This is a genomic window from Pseudomonas sp. 300 (assembly GCF_055803035.1).
This window is the reverse complement of sequence record NZ_JAVLRV010000002.1, coordinates 2,910,758-2,925,923: the sequence shown is the minus strand read 5'-3', so window position 1 is coordinate 2,925,923 and position 15,166 is coordinate 2,910,758. Positions and strand designations below refer to the sequence as shown.

Sequence of the window (15,166 nt, the reverse complement as noted above, 5' to 3'; positions counted from 1 at the left end):
GCGGTCGATACTTCTACGGGCTTTTTTGACCGGGGGCGAGCCTGCGGATGCGAATTCAGAAAACCCGGGCCGAAGGTTGCGACGTGCTCCAGTGTGGCAAGAGCGAGGGGTGGCAACGCTGGATCGGGGCTTGTGATGCCGAAAATGGAGGCTGGAACCCGGCGTACGAGCTTATCAGTACCGATCAAAGTCTGAAGGGTAGCGAAAAGCGGCGCCAAGGGGAATGGCAGCAGCGCAGTACTTCGCTTGTACAAGCATCTTGGCGCCAGTACCATTACGGCTCTCTTTTTCCGGCAGGAGCGGTTGCATGATTGCGGGCAGTATGGTGGCACTGGTCACACCCATGGATGCACAGGGTCGTCTCGACTGGGACAGCCTGAGCAAACTGGTGGACTTTCACCTGCAAAACGGCACCCACGCCATCGTGGCGGTCGGCACGACAGGTGAATCGGCCACGCTAGACGTGAACGAACACATCGAAGTGATTCGTTACGTGGTCAAGCAGGTTGCAGGGCGCATTCCGGTGATCGCCGGTACCGGCGCCAACTCGACTCGCGAAGCCATCGAGCTGACCACCAATGCAAAAACCGCCGGCGCCGATGCTTGCCTGTTGGTGACGCCTTACTACAACAAGCCGACCCAGGAAGGTTTGTACCAGCACTTCAAGGCCATCGCCGAAGCCGTCGACATTCCGCAAATCCTGTACAACGTGCCGGGCCGTACGGCGTGCGACATGCTGACTGAAACCGTGATTCGCCTGTCGACCGTGAAAAACATCATCGGTATCAAGGAAGCCACCGGCGACCTGGCCCGTGCCAAAGCCATCATCGATGGCGTCAGCAAAGACTTCCTGGTGTTGTCCGGTGACGACGCTACCGCAGTCGAGCTGATTCTGCTCGGCGGTAAAGGCAACATTTCGGTGACCGCCAACGTTGCCCCGCGCGACATGGCCGACCTGTGCAACGCTGCTCTGAAAGGCGATGCCGTCACGGCCCGCGCGATTCACGAAAAGCTGATGCCGCTCAATAAAACCCTGTTTATCGAATCCAACCCTATCCCCGTGAAATGGGCGCTGCATGAAATGGGCTTGATGCCGGACGGTATCCGTCTGCCGCTCACCTGGCTCAGCGCTGCCTGTCACGAACCGCTGCGGCAGGCCATGCGCCAGTCCGGCGTACTGGTTTAATTGAGGAAGCACTACGCATGAAGCGATTGGCCGGACTTTCCGCACTTGCCTTGATTATCTCCAGCACCAGTGGCTGCGGATGGGTCTGGGGCCCGGAAGGTTATTTCCGTGACCGTGGTAGCGATTACCTGGAAGCGCAACAGACTGCACCTATGCAAATGCCACCGGACGTCAGCACCGCCAAACGTCTGGATCCGCTGCTGCCGATTCCTCGCAACGTGGCCGATGACACCGTCAAGGGCGAGTACATCGTGCCGCGTCCGCAGCCACTGTCCGCCGCTGCCGATGCCAGCGCCTACTCGCTGCAGAAGACCGGCGACTCTCGCTGGATCGTGGCCCAGAACCCGCCGGCCGAAGTCTGGCCAGTGGCCGTGCAGTTCTTCCAGGACAACGGTTTCCGTCTGGATGAGCAGCGCCCGCAAACCGGCGAATTCACCACCACCTGGCAGCATTCCGACGAGCTGTCCGCCGCGATGGCAAAACGCCTGAGTGCGGCCGGTGTCGGCGCCGACAGCGAAACCCGCGTGCGGGTCCGAATCGAGCCAGGCGTGCAGCGCAACACCAGCGAAGTCTATGTGGTCAGCGCCGAGCGTCCTGCCGGCAGCACCGCCGATGTGGCCTTCACCAACCGTTCGGTCAACACAGGCCTGGACGCGGCACTGGTCGACGATATGCTGGCAAGCATGAGCCGCATCTCGGAGAAGGGCGGTTCGGTCTCCATGCTGGCTTCGCGTGATTTCGATACGCCAAGTCGCGTCAGCCTGAGCGAAGACGGCAGCGGCAACCCGGTTCTGAACGTCGGTAACGACCTGGATCGTGCCTGGTCGAGCGTCGGTCGTGCGCTGGAGCAGGGCGAATGGCGCGTTGAAGACATCAACCGCAGCCTGGGCCTGTACTACATCAACCTGGCCGAAAAAGCCGAGAAGAAAGACGAGAAGCCTGGTTTCCTCAGCGGCTTGTTCGGCAGCAAGCCGGACAAGGAAGAAGTTGAAGCCCGTGCCGAGCGTTATCAGGTTCGCCTGAGCAAGGTCGGCGATACCGTTCAGGTCACCGTCGAGAAAAACATCAACACCGTGGCGCCGGCTGACGTGGCGCGCAAAGTGTTGAGCGTGATTCAGGACAACCTGGGCTGATCACATGCGTTTTGCCGTTCTCGGCAGCGGTAGCCAAGGGAACGGCACGCTGATAGCCAGCGCTGATACGTATGTGCTGGTGGATTGTGGTTTCTCCTTGCGGGAAACCGAAAAACGCTTGCTGCGCCTGGGTGTGAACCCGGCGCAACTGAGCGCGATACTCGTGACCCACGAACATGCCGACCACGTGCATGGCGTGGGTTTGCTGTCTCGGCGCTACAATCTGCCTGTCTACCTCAGTCGCGGCACCCTGCGCGGGATGCGCAAACCGATTGAACCGGCTGGCCTTCTGGCCGGCGGCGAGCAACTGCAGATCGGCGCACTGAGCATCGGCGTCATTGCCGTGGCCCACGATGCACAGGAACCGACGCAATATGTGTTCAGTGACGGTGAGCGGCGCTTCGGCCTGTTGACCGACCTGGGCTCATACTGCAACAAAGTGCTGGACGGCTATCGTGACCTCGATGCGTTGATGATCGAGGCCAACCATTGCCGTGACATGCTGGCTCGCGGTCACTACCCGTACTTTCTCAAGCAGCGGGTGGGCGGTGAACTGGGACATTTGAACAACCACCAGGCGGCATTCCTGGTGTCCGAGTTGGGCTGGCAAGGCCTGCAACACCTGGTCCTGGCCCATCTGAGCAGCAAGAACAACCTGCCGCAGCTGGCCCGGCAATGTTTTGTCGACACCCTCGGGTGCGACCCGGACTGGCTGCAACTGGCCGATCAAGATTCAGGGCTCGACTGGCGACACATCGCCTAGCCCACCTACTTAGCAAGCGGAGCCCATCATGGAAAAACGTGAAGAACTCTACCGCGGCAAAGCCAAATCGGTTTTCAAGACCGACGACGCTGACCGCTTGATCCTGCTGTTTCGCAACGACACTTCGGCGTTCGACGGCAAGCGCATCGAGCAGCTCGACCGCAAAGGCATGGTGAACAACAAGTTCAACGCCTTCATCATGCAGAAACTCGAAGCCGCCGGCGTGCCGACCCAATTCGACAAACTGCTGGGCGACAACGAATGCCTGGTGAAAAAACTCGACATGATCCCGGTCGAGTGCGTCGTGCGTAACTACGCCGCCGGCAGCCTGGTCAAGCGCCTGGGCGTCGAAGAAGGCATGAAGCTCAACCCTTACACCTTCGAACTGTTCCTGAAGGACGACGCCAAGGGTGACCCGTTCATCAACGAATCCCACGTCGTGGCCTTCGGTTGGGGCACCGCCGAGCAACTGGTTCGCATGAAAGAACTGTCGCTCAAGGTCAACGAAGTCCTGAGCAAACTGTTCGACGACGCCGGCCTGCTGCTGGTCGACTTCAAACTCGAATTCGGCGTGTTCTCCGACGGCTCCATCGTCCTGGGCGACGAGTTCAGCCCGGACGGCTGCCGTCTGTGGGACAAGGCCACCGGCAAGAAAATGGACAAGGACCGCTTCCGTCAGGGCCTCGGTGACGTTATCGAAGCCTACGAAGAAGTCGCCAATCGTCTGGGCGTACCGCTTTAATCGACGCAAGCATTTGATAGCACGGAAAAATTTCGCTTAGGGGGTTCGCTTCCGGCAAAAGTGTTGTTATGATGCGCGCCGTTGGAGAGATGCCAGAGTGGCCGAATGGGACGGATTCGAAATCCGTTGTACCTTCACCGGTACCTAGGGTTCGAATCCCTATCTCTCCGCCATTACATAGAAAAAGCCCCGTAGCTGAATAAGCTACGGGGCTTTTTCGTTTCTGGTCGTTTTTTTGGGCGATTTTGGAGCGCGGTAGCAGGGCCGCATTCCGGGTGGATGTCGCAAGCGTACAGTTTTTATTTTACGTAGGAGCCGTCAGCATACTGATGTAAGAAAAACACGTCCGTTCACGAGAAAAGTTACTCAACCAAGTGGCTCCAATTACCACTCCCCGTCTCTACAGGCTGCCGCTTCAATCAAGGGTTTTCTCTCGAAATATCCCCTGACATTGCAAAGCCTCGCCCCCCAAAAACCTCATCTACTCTGGTTTCGCAGGTCACTGATCTGCCGTCATCAGCCATCGCAAGGAGCGATCAATGTATTTTGAGATTTACAGGCAAACCCGTGGCACCGCGCAGACTGGCAAAGGTCAATGGCGGTGGCGTTTGCGGGCGGGGAACCATGAAACGATTGCCAGCGGGGAGTCTTACGTCAACAAGGCGGATTGCGTGCATGCCATCAGCCTGATCAAGGGCACTGAGGATCAGACCCCGGTGAAGGAAATCTAGGCCTGGACCGGTGAAGCTGCTCAATCAGGGCAGCTTCGTTTCAAACAGCCTCGCTTCGGATTGAACGCAAACTGCTTGAGTCGCATAGACGCCGCTTGGGACAGCTACCTAAACTGTCGGCAGTTAGGGACACCCTGGGGCAGTGGATGAATCGCAACGAACTACGCAAGGCGGATATCAACCTGATGGTGGTGTTCGAAACCTTGATGCTCGAACGCAACGTTACCCGGGTGGCGGAGAAGTTGTTTCTCGGGCAGCCGACCATCAGCTCGGCCCTCAACCGCTTGCGCACGATGTTTAACGACCCGCTGTTTATCCGGGTGGGTCATCGGATGGAGCCGACCGCCAGGGCCGAGGAGCTGATTCAGTATTTGTCGCCAGCACTGGACTCGTTGTCAGTGGCGTTGAGCCTGACCCATGATTTCGATCCCGCCGTCAGCACCATGACCTTTCGTATCGGGCTGTCGGACGATGTCGAGTTTGGCTTGTTGCCGCCGTTGCTGCGCGCCCTGCGTCAGGAAGCGCCAAAAGTGGTATTTGTGGTTCAGCATGTCGATTACTGGCGAATTCCCGATTTGCTGGCATCCGGTGACATTACAGTGGGTATCAGCCAGACCCGCGGTCTCCCGGCCAATGCCAAGCGCAAATTGCTGCGGCACATCCAGCCTATGATCTTGCGCGCCGATGCGTCCGACACGCCGCTGACCCTCGATGAGTACTGCTCGCGCCCGCACGTGCTGGTGTCTCACACCGCCAACGTCAGTGGTTACGCTGACGAGTGGCTGGCGGATATCGGTCGTACGCGTCAGGTGGTGCTATCCGTGCCGCAGTACAGTTCGTTGCCGGCCTTGCTCGCCGGAACCGACCTGATCGCCAGCCTGCCGGATTACACCGCCGAGGCGATGGCGGCGTCCGGGCAACTGTTCACGGAGCCTTTTCCGTTCAAGACACCAACCCTCGACTTGTCCATGGTCTGGCTCAGTCATGTCGATACCGACCCTGCCGAGCGCTGGTTGCGCTCGCGACTGGAGGCGTTCATGAGTGAGCGCTTTGTATCGCCGCCGTCCCGGTGAGCAGGACAACTCTGTGTTATATGTACGACCTTTCCGCCAGCCTCAAGGAGCCACGCCATGCCTCACCTGCACATGGAATACACCGCCAACCTGCCTGATTTGAACGCCGACGTGGCGTTGATCCGGCTCAACAATGCGCTGGTGGCTTCCGGTCAGTTTGCTGCCGAGTACGACATCAAAAGCCGAGCAGTCAAGATCGAAACCTTCAAGGTCGGTACGGCAATGGTTGAGCGGGCTTTCGTGTACGTGAAACTGGCGTTGTTGAGTGGGCGCTCGCCGCAGATCAAAAAACAGTTGTCTGAAAGCCTGCTGGCAGTGGTGCAGGACCTGTGTGTATGGCCGACGGGGGTTGAAGTGCAGTTGGCGGTGGAAATCCTCGACATTGATCGAGAGTCCTATAGCAAAGTCGCCATCAACCACTGAGTTTCAGGCCGTTGCCTGTTCAGTGCAGGCCTTGACCACCTGTTCACGCAACCAGATATTGGCGCTGTCCTGATCGGCGCCTTGACTCCATTGCATGTCGAGAGTGAAACCCGGCAAGCCTGTGGGCGCTTCGCAGTGATTGAAGATCGCTTCGCTGGCCAGTAAATGCTGGATGCGTCGGGGCAGGGTAACGATGAAGTCGGTCCCGGTGATCATTTTCAGTGCTGCGCTGTAGCTGTTTGAGCGTGCGATGATTTGGCGTTTTTGCGCTTGCTGTGCCAGCCAGCCATCAACCATGTTGGTGGTCGACGTCCAGGGCGTAGGAAACACATGCCGGCGTTCGGTGAAGGCTTGCAGACTTAAACGCGGCTCCAGGGGCGTGGCTCGTGTATCGAAGACACAGACCAGATCATCCTCCAGCAGCAGGCGGGATTTGAAGTCGGTGTGATTGCGATGAAAATTCGGGCCGAAGCAAATCACCAGGTCGAGACTGCCGTCACGCAGTTCATCGGCCGGAATGTCGGTTTCGAACTTGTGCATGTTGACCATCACCGGTAAATCGGCGGAATCAAAGCTTTTCAATAGACGCGGCAGGATTAACTGCTCGAAGTATTCCGGTGCGCAAATATTGAAGGTGACCGGTTGCAGAGTAGGGTCGAACGCCTGCGCCCCGGCGTGACAGAGGTTGATGCTTTCGAGGATTTTCAGCACGTGGGTGTACATGGTGCTGGCTTTGTAAGTGGGGCGCATCCCCGCGCGGGTGTTGATGAACAACTCGTCTTCGAACGCGCAGCGTAGCTTTTTCAAGCAGTAACTGACGGTGGACTGACTGACGCAGAGCGATTCGGACACTCCGGTGACGCTGCTTTGTTCATACACGGCGATAAACACCATGAGGTCCTGCATGTCGAGTTTTCTAAGCAAGTTACTGTTCAGCATCCATTCCATCTCGCTGTGATCCTTGCGCTGACTGAGCGCAGACTCGTTCGGAAGATCCTAACGGAACGATGGTTCCAGGAGAATGCCTTGTGGGAAGTTTCCCTTTTAGTTGTGAGGCAGTGCCAAATGCACAGTGCGACGGCTGGAGATCAATAACGCCAGCATGCCGATGCCTACGAGTACAGCGCCGACGATTTCCAGCGGCAGTGGTGATTGACGCCACCAGAACCAATGAAACAGCGTGATGAACAATGTGCTCAGGTAAATGTAGGAAATAACCGAGGAGGGGGCGATGACGCCGATGGCCCGGTGCAGCAACCAGAAGGTCGCCAAGGTGGCGAACAGCGCCAGGTAAACCAGCCAGTAAAAATCGTTCAGGGTCAGCAACGACGCGGATCGCCAGCCGCCACTGAACCCACAGAACACCAGCAGGAACAACGCACCGAACAGCATGTTCCAGAAGGTCATGCCCACCGGGCCACGGCCCTTGAGGCTGCTGGTTTTAAGCCGTTGACTCAGGGGCGAATAGAGCGCCATCGCCAGGCAACCGAGCCCGTACACCCACACCGCATAGAGCGACGGCAACTCGCCCGGACCCGCGCCTTTCAACACCAGCAGCACGGCTCCGACGGCCGCGATCAGCATCGGCAATACCCGTTGTTTGAGGCTGCTGTCCGGCATCAATACGGCTTCGAAAAGCAGAGTCAGCAAGGGCACCAGCGTGAACATTGTGCCGGTGTTGACCGCGGAGGTGTAGCGCAGCGCTTCGAACAACGAGCCAAAATACACGGCCAGCAGCAAGCCGAGGACCGCATGGCCGAACAGGCCGCGTCGGGTCATGGCGGTGTCACCCTTGAGTAGCAGCAACGGTAAAAACACGAGGGCGCAAAATAACAGGCGCAAACCGGTCAGCAGGATCGGATCAATGGTTTGACTGACCTGTGCCGCCGCGGAAAACGAAGCAGCAATCAACAGCGCCCAGAGCAGCATGCCGACGTGGGCGGCGGAGAAACCGGTGTGTTTCATGAGGGGCGTCCGGGTCAGTGAATGTGGCGGGCGTAGTGCCGCGGGTTGAATCGCAGGACCATCAACATCATCAGCGCCATGACGCCGGTGAGTGACCACCAGGCCCATTCGAAACTGCCAAGTTGATCACGGATCATTCCGGCAATCAGTGGCGAGAGGCCGGCGATCAGGTAGCCGATGCCTTGGACAAAGGCCGTCAGCCCGCCCGCACGTTGCGGGTTGTCCAGGTGATCCAGCGACACGATCAGGCTCATCGGGAACAGTCCGCCAATGCCCAGCCCCAGCAGGCACGGCCATAACAGACTCAGGTGTCGCGGGCACACAATCAGCCCGCAGAAACCGGCCATGATCAGCACCAGCAACACCACTAGCACCAGGCGACGGTCACGACTGCGGTTAGCGATCGCAGGCGTCAGCAAGCCAGACAGTACTTCCATGGCTGTCAGAAAACCTAACAACAAACCGGCGTTTTGTTCGCTCCAGCCTTTTTCCACGTAGTACGGCGCCAGCCAGGCCAGCACACAGGTGTAGGACGCCGTGCCCAGGCCGAAGAAGATCGCGAGTAACCAGGCGCGGGAATGGGTGAAGAACGACCCGTTTCGTTGCACTTGAGCGGGCCGTGCCGGCATCGCCGAACGTTGGCCGAACCAAAACAGTAGTGCCACCAATGCCAGGATTGCCCAGACCGCCAGGCCTGTCCGCCAACTGCCGGTGCGCGTCATCACCAGCGGCGCGAAGGACGCGGCGAGGGCGGCGCCTCCCATGATCGACGTGACGTAGAGGCCCATGCACACGGAAACGTTGTCGCTGAAACGCGACTTGATCAGTGCCGGCATCAACGCTTGAATCAGTGCGATACCGACGCCCGCCAGAACGGCACTGAGGATCAGTTCGGCTGCCGAGTCAAGGAACAGGCGCGACACCGTTGCCAAGCCGATAATCAGCAACGACACCTGCACCGTGCGCTGTTCGCCGAGCCATTGACTGACGCTGAGGCCGACGAACATCGCCATTCCCATGGCCATTACCGGCAACATGGTCAGCAGCGACGCCAGGCTGAAACTCAGCGGGATGTCGCCGCGAATCGCCGAGAGCAAAGGGCCGACCGCGGCCATGGAAGGGCGCAGGTTCAGGGCGACGAGCATGATGCTGACCATCAACCAGAAGGCAGGGCGGGAAGTGGCGCGGACGTTTTCCATCGATGGGACCTTGAATGACAAGGCCCAATTAGGCGTGCGAGGCTGGAAGGCCGCAAATCAGAAAGTCCGGTCTGGTATTTAGAAATTAAATAAAGGGAGGGCAACGCAAATCCAATGGGGTGCTCTGGAGTAATGTTTAGCCAACCCACAACCAAGGTTCTTCAAATCCCGATTTAACGACTTAACCAGCCATGTGACGCTGATGCTCATCTGTCTACTGCGGTCTTCTTTATGGACGATTGTCCAGTCGCACTTCCTTCCGAACTCGCCTTCTGGGCGTTGTGGCATTGTCGTCACGCGCGCCCGCCGGACTCCTGCCTTTCCCTTTGATTGTTCTTACAGGTCCTGCGCTGTGCGCCGGGATCAAACTGGCAGCGCCTGTGCGTTTGCCTGACGCGCAAACAAGAGAATTCCCATGAGTTGTGCCACGACCTCCTTCGCCACGAAGCAAGAAGCGCTGACTTTTCTGGAACAGAATCCGGATATCGAGATGTTCGAGTTGTTCATCCTCGACAACAACGGTGTGCCACGGGGCAAGTTGTTGCATCGCGATGAGCTACTGGCGGTGTACGAAAGCGGTCGCCCCCTGCCGAGCACCATTCTGGGCCTGACCATCAACGGCGATGACGTGGAAAACTCCGGACTGGTCTGGGACGTGGGTGATATCGATTGCCGGGCCTACCCGATCAGCGGCAGCCTGACCCGCATGCCATGGCGATTGATTCCAACGGCGGCGGTGCAGGTCAGCATGCACCCCAAGGAAGGCATGCCGGCCACCATCGCCGACCCGAGGCACCTGTTGGCGAAGGTAATCGAAGGCTTGCAGGCCGACGGTTATTACCCGGTGATGGCCGCGGAGCTGGAGTTCTATCTGCTGGATCAACAGCGCGACAGCAACGGACGGCCGCAACCGGCGCGGGATGTAGATGGCGGGCGCCCGCGCGGGACTCAGGTCTACGGATTGCGTGAATTGGAACAGATCGAGCCGTTTCTGGCCGATCTCTACAGCGCCTGCAAACTCCAGGGCATTCCGGCGCGCACCGCGATTTCGGAATACGCGCCGGGACAAGTGGAGATCACCCTCGAACATCGCACCGACGCCTTGCAAGCCATGGACGAGGCCGTGCGCTACAAGCGGCTGGTCAAGGGCGTTGCGCATAAACACGGGATGATCGCGTGTTTCATGGCCAAACCGTTCGATGACCTGGCCGGCACGGGCATGCACATGCATGTCAGCCTGGCGGACAAGGACGGCAACAACCTGTTCGCCAGCGAGGCCGCGGACGGTACTCCGCTGCTTAAGCAGGCGGTAGGCGGGATGCTCAGCACTTTGCTCGATTCGTTGTTGCTGTTTTGTCCGAACGCCAACTCCTACCGTCGCTTCCAGACCAACAGTTACGCGCCGCTGGCGGCTACCTGGGGCGTGGACAATCGCACCGTCAGTCTGCGTGTGCCGGGCGGGCCGGCATTCTCGCGGCATATCGAGCATCGAATCTGTGGTGCCGACGCCAACCCGTATCTGGCGGCCGCGGCGATTCTGGCCGGCATTCATCGCGGCATTCGTGAGCAACTTGACCCTGGCGCGCCGGTGGAAGGCAATGGTTACGCCCAGGCCACGGAACTGTTGCCGACCGACTGGCTGACCACATTGCGCGCGCTGGAAGGTTCGGGCTGGGCGCGAGAGGCGTTCGGCAGTGAGTTTCTTGGTGTTTACCTCGCGGTGAAGCGTGCCGAGTATCGACAGTTTATGGGCGAAGTCGGTGAGCAGGACTGGCGCTGGTACCTGAACCAGGCCTGAACCGTTCTCAAATACAACTTAAGTTTTTGTTAAGCACCATAAGCCAACTAATCGTTGGCTTCTTTTTCACAAAAAATTGATGGTTGACTGCCTAAAGTTGCTGCTGTCGCGGTAAATGAAATTTTTACATTTACCGACGGCGCTTCTTTTCAGGAACAGCCGACTATCATGTGGAAATTCAAAGCCGTTCGCCCCGAGTGGGTAACGTTGATTGCCAGCGCCTTTTTATTGACAGGCTTTAATTTAGTTCTCTGGCAACATGTGTTTGAAATCACCGCGTTCGACGGACACGGCGTCGTCATGCGCGTGGCTTTCGGCTTGATGATTCTGGCTGCTTTCAACATCGTATTGACCCTGCTGGCGTTCCGCCCGTTGCTGAAACCAGTCTTGACCCTACTCTTCATGATCAGCGCCGGGGTGGCGTATTTCATGGGCCAGTATGGCGCACTGATTGACACCGGCATGTTGCGTAACTTTGCGCAAACCAATGCCACGGAAGTGCGTGACTTACTCTCGATAAAGTTACTTGTTTATATTGTTTTGCTCGGGGTTTTACCGTCGTGGTTGTTGTGGATGACACCGATTAATTACCGCCGCTGGCACCGTGAGTTACTCAGTAAAGTACTGGTGAGTGTTGCGTCCGCTGCGGTGATCGGTGGCGTCGCACTGGTTAACTATCAAGGCCTGTCCTCGCTGTTTCGTAATCACCATGAGTTGCGTTTGATGGTGGTCCCGAGCAACTACATCGGCGCCTCGTTCGGCTACCTGGGTGAGCAAGTCGCTTCTGCCCGGCAGCCCTTCGTCAAAATCGGTGAAGATGCCGAGAGAAATCCGACCTGGCAAGCGCACGGCCGCAAATCCCTGACCGTGTTGGTGGTGGGAGAAAGTGCCCGGGCCGAGAACTTCGGCGTGCTGGGTTACAACCGTGACACCACACCAAAACTGGATAAGGAAGCAGGCCTGATTGCCTATACCGATGTGCATTCCTGCGGTACTGAAACGGCCGTGTCGGTGCCCTGCATGTTTTCCAACATGGGCCGCAAGGATTACAACGCGAGCAAGGCCAAGAACGAAGAGGGCCTGCTGGATGTGCTCAAGCGTGCAGGCCTCGAGGTGATATGGCGCGATAACCAGTCGGGCTGCAAAGGCACGTGCGACCGTGTCACCCTCGACGATGTCAGTAACCTGAAGGACCCGGTGCTTTGCGCCAATAGTGAATGCCGCGATGAAATTCTCCTGCAAGGTTTGCAGCACTTCATCGACACCCTGGATAAAGACACGGTGTTGGTGTTGCACCAGATGGGCAGTCATGGCCCGGAGTACTTCAAGCGCTACCCGAAAGAGTACGAACGCTTTACGCCGGTGTGTGAAAGCAATGCGCTGAATAATTGCAGCCGCGAAAGTATCGTCAATGGGTATGACAATACCCTCGTTTACACCGACCACGTGTTGTCGACCCTGATCGATCTGTTGCGCAGTAACCAGGACAAAGTCGATACCGCGATGCTCTACCTGTCGGACCACGGTGAATCACTGGGCGAATACAACCTGTTCCTCCACGGCACACCTTACATGCTGGCGCCGGATCAACAAAAGCATGTGGCGATGCTGGCCTGGTTCTCGGACAGCTATCAAAAGTCGTTTTCGGTGGACACCCATTGCCTTCAGTTGAGCCGTGAAAAGCCGCTGAGCCAGGACAACCTGTTCCATTCGATGCTCGGTCTGCTGGAGGTCAACAGCAAAGTCTACAACCAGGATCTGGACCTGTTTGCCGGTTGCCGTGGCGCGGTGATCGACGGTGTATTGGCCAAAGAGTGAGGGCAACGACCTTTTTTTCACGTGTCGACCGTTAACCTGCGGCCGGTGGATTTTCCTACAGAGCAATTACACATGTCCCCTCAGCCGCCATCCGCCATCGAGCTTGAGTTCGCCCGGCGCTACGACCAGGAACACGCGCGCGTCTGTCAGCAGCCGCACCCGCGAGGTCTTGCCGGGCGCCTGGCGTTCTGGCGTGACGAGCAGTTGGTGCGCAACGCGCTCAAAGTGGCTGGCGAGCCGGGGTTGATTCTTGACGTCGCTTGCGGGGCCGGACGTTTCTGGCCGGTGCTGGCCGAACATGCAAACCGGGTGATCCTGGCGTCCGATCCGTCGCAGGACATGCTCGATCATGCCCCCACCCATCACCCGCAATACCTGTTGAAACGAGTCAAGACCTTTCAGAGTTCGGCGTTCACCATCGGTTTGTCGGCGAATGCGGTGGACTGCATTTTTTGCATGCAACTGTTTCAGCACATCGCCAGCGCCGAGCATCGGTCGGCCATGCTCGGCGAGTTCCACCGGGTCAGCCGCGACACCGTGATTGTCGCGGTGCGCATCGATGCTCACTTCAGGCGCCGGCAGCCCGCTGCACAAGGCGTTCATGCCCGGCAGTCGGCCAGCAAGGCCGAGGTGGAAGCCGAGTTCAAACAGGCGGGGTTCCGTTTACTCAGCCACCAGGACTTCCTCCCCGGTTACACGCGGATGCGGGTCTACGTGCTGCGTAAGGCCAGATAACCTCCCTCTGTCAGACAATTCTTGCTAACAAGCAGGTGTTTTCGCTAAAGCTCTTGTTCAGTGGAGGCGCGGAAATCGCCGGGGGCGATATATACTGCGCGCCATTCTTCAAGGGAGAGCCGTGTGGCCATCGATATTCACTGGATTCGCGACAACGATAGCCTCGGCCGGTTTTGCGCCGAGTGGCAGCAGCTGCCCTACGTTGCCCTCGACACCGAATTCATGCGGGTCGACACCTTTTATCCGATCGCGGGTTTGCTGCAGATCGGCGATGGCGTACGCGCTTACCTGATTGACCCGTTGACCATCGACAACTGGCAACCCCTGGCCGCACTGCTGGAAAACCCGGCCGTGGTCAAAGTCGTGCATGCGTGCAGCGAAGACCTCGAAGTCCTGCTGCGCCTGACCGGTAGCCTGCCGACGCCGCTGTTCGACACCCAGCTCGCCGCTGCGTACCTGAACCTCGGGTTCTCCATGGGTTATTCGCGGCTGGTGCAGGAAGTGCTCGGCATCGACCTGCCCAAGGGCGAGACCCGTTCCGACTGGTTGCAACGTCCGCTGTCCGACACCCAGATCAGCTACGCCGCCGAAGACGCCTTGCATCTGGCGGAAGTTTTCGTACAGCTTCGTCCGAAGCTGTCTGACGACAAGTACGCGTGGGTCTTGGAAGACGGCGCCGAGCTGGTGGCGAACCTGCGTCGTGAGGTCGATCCGTACGAGGTTTACCGCGAAGCGAAACTGGCCTGGAAGTTGTCTCGCGCTCAACTCGCCGTTTTGCGCGAACTCTGCGCCTGGCGTGAACGCGAAGCCCGCGCCCGTGATCTGCCGCGCAATCGCATCATTCGTGAACATTCCCTGTGGCCGCTGGCGCGGACGCAACCGGACAACCTCGGCGCGTTGGCGAAAATCGAAGACATGCACCCGCGTACCGTGCGTCAGGACGGCGAATTTCTGCTTGATCTGATCAAGCGCTCTGGCAGTGTGTCGCCAGATCAATGGCCGCCTGCCGTGCCGGAGCCGTTGCCGGTGGACGCTGCGGTGCTGATCAAGCAGTTGCGTGCGCTCGGTCAGGCCGAAGCCGAGCGACTGAACGTTGCGCCGGAACTGATGCTGCGCAAGAAAACCCTGGAAGCGCTGCTCAAGAGCGGCTACCCCAATGGTCCTTACCAATTGCCTGATTCGCTGCGTGGCTGGCGCCGCGAATTGATGGGCCAGGCGCTGCTCGACAGCCTGGCCACCGCCGGAGAACAGCCTTGAAACGTATCTGCTCCATCTATCGAAGCCTGAAGAAAAACGAGATGTACCTCTATGTGCTCAAAAGCGATGCACTGGAGCGCGTTCCGGAAAGTCTGATGGCCGCTTTCGGCAAACCTCACCACGCCTTCGATCTGGTGCTGACCCCCGAGCGCAAGCTGTCGCGCGAGGACATCACCGTGGTCCTGGAAAACCTCGAGAAGCAGGGTTACCACCTGCAAATGCCGCCGGCCGAAGACGAATACATCGAACACTTGCCGGAAGAGCTGTTGCGACGCAACGATCCGATGTGATCGGCAGACAGGCTCTGTTCAGAGTCTGCGTGAAACACTGGAATGATTTTGGC

The 15,166-nt window shown here is 58.5% G+C and carries 15 protein-coding genes and 1 tRNA gene; 13 read left to right on the top strand and 3 right to left on the bottom strand.

What is annotated here, in order from left to right:
* The first annotated feature begins 307 nt into the window (after positions 1-307).
* The 8 genes from dapA to Q7W83_RS19760 all read left to right on the top strand — a co-directional run bounded on the left by dapA (position 308) and on the right by Q7W83_RS19760 (position 6,051).
* On the top strand, positions 308-1,186 hold the full coding sequence (gene dapA, locus Q7W83_RS19795) for a 4-hydroxy-tetrahydrodipicolinate synthase (protein ID WP_150630896.1): 879 nt from the start codon (positions 308-310) through the stop codon (positions 1,184-1,186).
* 17 nt (positions 1,187-1,203) lie between these two features.
* Entirely contained in the window at positions 1,204-2,319 is a 1,116-nt protein-coding gene (bamC, locus tag Q7W83_RS19790; protein WP_150630895.1) for an outer membrane protein assembly factor BamC, read from the top strand.
* A 4-nt stretch (positions 2,320-2,323) separates the two neighbouring features.
* Entirely contained in the window at positions 2,324-3,082 is a 759-nt protein-coding gene (locus tag Q7W83_RS19785) for an MBL fold metallo-hydrolase (protein ID WP_008034928.1), read from the top strand.
* Between the two features lie 28 nt (positions 3,083-3,110).
* Complete coding sequence (gene purC / locus Q7W83_RS19780) at positions 3,111-3,824, top strand: phosphoribosylaminoimidazolesuccinocarboxamide synthase (protein ID WP_008034929.1); 714 nt, start codon at positions 3,111-3,113, stop codon at positions 3,822-3,824.
* An 83-nt stretch (positions 3,825-3,907) separates the two neighbouring features.
* Positions 3,908-3,997: transfer RNA gene (locus Q7W83_RS19775), tRNA-Ser, on the top strand.
* Positions 3,998-4,363: 366 nt separating this feature from the next.
* Positions 4,364-4,555 (top strand): YegP family protein, encoded by a 192-nt coding sequence (locus Q7W83_RS19770; protein WP_150630894.1) that lies wholly within the window; start codon positions 4,364-4,366, stop codon positions 4,553-4,555.
* A gap of 146 nt (positions 4,556-4,701) precedes the next feature.
* Positions 4,702-5,628: a LysR family transcriptional regulator gene (locus Q7W83_RS19765; RefSeq protein WP_150630893.1), complete on the top strand. Its 927-nt coding sequence runs from the start codon at positions 4,702-4,704 to the stop codon at positions 5,626-5,628.
* A 57-nt stretch (positions 5,629-5,685) separates the two neighbouring features.
* Positions 5,686-6,051 (top strand): 5-carboxymethyl-2-hydroxymuconate Delta-isomerase, encoded by a 366-nt coding sequence (locus Q7W83_RS19760; protein WP_473656612.1) that lies wholly within the window; start codon positions 5,686-5,688, stop codon positions 6,049-6,051.
* Positions 6,052-6,054: 3 nt separating this feature from the next.
* Here the strand turns inward: Q7W83_RS19760 and Q7W83_RS19755 are convergent, their stop codons facing one another.
* The 3 genes from Q7W83_RS19755 to Q7W83_RS19745 form a co-directional block, all read right to left on the bottom strand.
* A complete protein-coding gene (locus Q7W83_RS19755; protein ID WP_473657665.1) occupies positions 6,055-6,990 on the bottom strand; it encodes a LysR family transcriptional regulator in 936 nt (311 codons plus the stop codon).
* 105 nt (positions 6,991-7,095) lie between these two features.
* Entirely contained in the window at positions 7,096-8,016 is a 921-nt protein-coding gene (locus Q7W83_RS19750; RefSeq protein WP_473656609.1) for a DMT family transporter, read from the bottom strand.
* Between the two features lie 14 nt (positions 8,017-8,030).
* The gene (locus Q7W83_RS19745) at positions 8,031-9,215 is read right to left on the bottom strand and encodes a cyanate transporter (RefSeq protein WP_473656606.1); all 1,185 of its coding nucleotides are present in this window, start codon (positions 9,213-9,215) and stop codon (positions 8,031-8,033) included.
* A gap of 415 nt (positions 9,216-9,630) precedes the next feature.
* Between Q7W83_RS19745 and Q7W83_RS19740 the strand changes: the two genes are divergently transcribed.
* From Q7W83_RS19740 to Q7W83_RS19720, 5 genes are all read left to right on the top strand, one after another.
* Positions 9,631-11,013: a glutamine synthetase family protein gene (locus tag Q7W83_RS19740; protein WP_150636364.1), complete on the top strand. Its 1,383-nt coding sequence runs from the start codon at positions 9,631-9,633 to the stop codon at positions 11,011-11,013.
* Between the two features lie 168 nt (positions 11,014-11,181).
* Positions 11,182-12,831, top strand: a complete 1,650-nt coding sequence (locus tag Q7W83_RS19735) for a phosphoethanolamine transferase (RefSeq protein ID WP_150630888.1) — start codon at positions 11,182-11,184, stop codon at positions 12,829-12,831.
* A 72-nt stretch (positions 12,832-12,903) separates the two neighbouring features.
* Entirely contained in the window at positions 12,904-13,566 is a 663-nt protein-coding gene (locus Q7W83_RS19730; RefSeq protein ID WP_150630887.1) for a class I SAM-dependent methyltransferase, read from the top strand.
* A gap of 123 nt (positions 13,567-13,689) precedes the next feature.
* The gene (gene rnd / locus Q7W83_RS19725; protein ID WP_150630886.1) at positions 13,690-14,823 is read left to right on the top strand and encodes a ribonuclease D; all 1,134 of its coding nucleotides are present in this window, start codon (positions 13,690-13,692) and stop codon (positions 14,821-14,823) included.
* A complete protein-coding gene (locus Q7W83_RS19720) occupies positions 14,820-15,113 on the top strand; it encodes a YcgL domain-containing protein (RefSeq protein WP_007898694.1) in 294 nt (97 codons plus the stop codon). The genes rnd and Q7W83_RS19720 overlap by 4 nt, the downstream gene beginning before the upstream one ends.
* Positions 15,114-15,166: the final 53 nt, after the last annotated feature.

What these genes read in the sequence shown, in the direction of transcription:
- Q7W83_RS19730 (WP_150630887.1), top strand. Translation starts at nt 12,904, where the DNA reads ATGTCCCCTCAGCCGCCATCCGCCATCGAGCTTGAGTTCGCCCGGCGC.
- Q7W83_RS19745 (WP_473656606.1), bottom strand. Translation starts at nt 9,215, where the DNA reads ATGGAAAACGTCCGCGCCACTTCCCGCCCTGCCTTCTGGTTGATGGTC.
- purC (WP_008034929.1), top strand. Translation starts at nt 3,111, where the DNA reads ATGGAAAAACGTGAAGAACTCTACCGCGGCAAAGCCAAATCGGTTTTC.
- Q7W83_RS19785 (WP_008034928.1), top strand. Translation starts at nt 2,324, where the DNA reads ATGCGTTTTGCCGTTCTCGGCAGCGGTAGCCAAGGGAACGGCACGCTG.
- Q7W83_RS19750 (WP_473656609.1), bottom strand. Translation starts at nt 8,016, where the DNA reads ATGAAACACACCGGTTTCTCCGCCGCCCACGTCGGCATGCTGCTCTGG.
- Q7W83_RS19740 (WP_150636364.1), top strand. Translation starts at nt 9,631, where the DNA reads ATGAGTTGTGCCACGACCTCCTTCGCCACGAAGCAAGAAGCGCTGACT.
- Q7W83_RS19735 (WP_150630888.1), top strand. Translation starts at nt 11,182, where the DNA reads ATGTGGAAATTCAAAGCCGTTCGCCCCGAGTGGGTAACGTTGATTGCC.
- bamC (WP_150630895.1), top strand. Translation starts at nt 1,204, where the DNA reads ATGAAGCGATTGGCCGGACTTTCCGCACTTGCCTTGATTATCTCCAGC.
- Q7W83_RS19755 (WP_473657665.1), bottom strand. Translation starts at nt 6,990, where the DNA reads ATGCTGAACAGTAACTTGCTTAGAAAACTCGACATGCAGGACCTCATG.
- Q7W83_RS19770 (WP_150630894.1), top strand. Translation starts at nt 4,364, where the DNA reads ATGTATTTTGAGATTTACAGGCAAACCCGTGGCACCGCGCAGACTGGC.
- dapA (WP_150630896.1), top strand. Translation starts at nt 308, where the DNA reads ATGATTGCGGGCAGTATGGTGGCACTGGTCACACCCATGGATGCACAG.
- Q7W83_RS19760 (WP_473656612.1), top strand. Translation starts at nt 5,686, where the DNA reads ATGCCTCACCTGCACATGGAATACACCGCCAACCTGCCTGATTTGAAC.
- Q7W83_RS19765 (WP_150630893.1), top strand. Translation starts at nt 4,702, where the DNA reads ATGAATCGCAACGAACTACGCAAGGCGGATATCAACCTGATGGTGGTG.